The organism is Mesorhizobium dulcispinae (assembly GCF_033977345.1).
Classification (GTDB): domain Bacteria; phylum Pseudomonadota; class Alphaproteobacteria; order Rhizobiales; family Rhizobiaceae; genus Mesorhizobium; species Mesorhizobium dulcispinae.
Genome location: NZ_JAVIIY010000054.1, coordinates 1 through 1,901 on the forward strand (window position 1 = coordinate 1; position 1,901 = coordinate 1,901).

At 64.2% G+C, this 1,901-nt stretch carries 1 protein-coding gene; it reads left to right on the forward strand.

What is annotated here, in order from left to right; translation table 11 throughout:
* Positions 1 to 403 precede the first annotated feature (403 nt).
* Positions 404 to 1,813 carry a group II intron reverse transcriptase/maturase gene (gene ltrA, locus RFN30_RS32175; protein ID WP_320265968.1) on the forward strand — a complete coding sequence of 470 codons (1,410 nt, stop codon included), beginning with the start codon at positions 404 to 406 and terminating at the stop codon, positions 1,811 to 1,813.
* Positions 1,814 to 1,901: the final 88 nt, after the last annotated feature.

Below are 1,901 nucleotides of genomic sequence, written 5' to 3' on the forward strand. Positions count from 1 at the left end.
CGGGAGTACGTCATGCCAAGCTGATGATTGCTTGTGGGTGCAAGTCCCATCCGGCCAAAACCGTAGCGGGCAAGCCGGGACCGAGTCTTGCGGGCGTCGCGGTAACGCGGGGTCTGAAGTGTAGACAGGAGCCATGCGGGGTGCGGGATTGAGCCTCGAAAGGTGGAAGTTCGCGGAGGCCGAGTGTGTTCCCTAAACACGAAGGCAGCATGAGCATCGTCGTTATGCGAGACGATGTCGCTCCGTCGGGGTCGAAGGCCGGATCACGCATGGAAGGTAATCATCGGAACATGAGAGGCCCGACCGGGTCCGCTGGATTGGTCTCCAGTGGGGGGCAGCAGCAAGGCACTGCCGGAGCTGCCGTCCGAGCTGAGGTCGGGAGTCGGACTGGTTCATAGTACTGATGAAACCGTCAAAGGAAACGAGACGCGTGGAGGGAAGGGGCCAGCCCGAGGGGAACCTGCGCGAGGAGGCCAGGGTCCGGACGCAGAGCCGGGTTGCCTTGCCGCCGCACCTTGAGCGGGTGAACGCGGCGGCCAGACAGGCTGCCCAAACCCGGTTCACCTCCCTGCTGCATCACGTCGATGAGGCCGCCCTATATCGGGCGTTTCGGCGACAGAAGCGGCAGGCGAGTGCTGGGGTCGATGGGATGACAGTGGCGAGGTACGAAGAGAGGCTGGAGGATAACCTCCGCGATCTCTGCGAACGGGTCCACGCCGGACGTTACCGGCCGCAGCCGGTGCGACGGGTCTATATTCCCAAAGCCGATGGCGGTAAGCGGCCACTCGGGGTGCCGGCGCTGGAAGACAAGATCGTCCAAGGCGCGGTGGCCGAGGTGCTGAGTGCTGTCTACGAGGCCGACTTCCTGGGGTTCTCCTACGGCTTCCGGCCGGGGCGGAGCCCCCACATGGCGCTGGATGCCCTGCATACGGCGATCATGAGCCAGCGTGTGAACTGGGTGCTCGATGCCGACATTCGCAGCTTCTTCGACTCGGTCGACCACGAGTGGCTGCTGCGGATGGTGGCGCACAGGATCGCTGATCCTCGTATCCTACGGCTCATTGGGCTGTGGCTGCGGGCTGGCGTCCTTGAGAGCGGCGAGAAGCAAGAGACGGACAGGGGTACCCCGCAAGGGGCGGGCATCAGTCCGCTCCTCGCCAATATCTTCCTGCACTACATCCTCGATCTCTGGGCCCACCAATGGCGTCGTCGCCATGTACACGGTCGCGTTGTGATCGTGCGCTACGCCGACGACTTCGTCATGGGCTTTGAGAAGAAGGCCGATGCAGAGGAGATGCTGTTGGCCCTCAAGGCGCGGCTGGCCGGCTTTGGCCTGACACTCCACGAGGACAAGACGCGGCTGATCGAGTTTGGGCGGTTTGCGGCCCTTTCACGACAGCGGCGTGGCGAGCGGCGACCCGAGACCTTCGCCTTTCTGGGCTTCACCCACTACTGCGGGCGGACCCGGGATGGCCGGTTCATCGTGAAGCACAAGACGGAAGGGAAACGCCTGACGCGCAAGCTGACGGCGCTGCGCCAGGATGCCTGGCGGCTCATGCACGCGCCAATGGCTGCGCAGCACAGGTGGTTCGCCGCCGTTCTGCGTGGACACTACGGCTACTACGGCAGGCCGCACAACTACCCAGCGCTCAACGGATTCCATCGGCAAATGCGCCGGATATGGCTACGCTGTCTGAGACGGCGCAGCCAGAAAAGCCGGCGCATGGGCTGGTCGGAGTTCGAGACCCTGACGGCGCGCTTCCCCCTGCCAACTCCGCGCATCACTCGAACTTGGGCGCAAGCACGGATATGACGCGGGTTACTCTCGGGAAGAGCCGGGTGCGGGAAATCCGCCCGCCCGGATCTGTGAGGGCGAAAGCCGAATGGCTGAGCTACTCGAC

Excerpts from the sequence above, each read along its gene's own strand:
- ltrA (WP_320265968.1), top strand. The coding sequence starts at position 404 with ATGAAACCGTCAAAGGAAACGAGACGCGTGGAGGGAAGGGGCCAGCCC.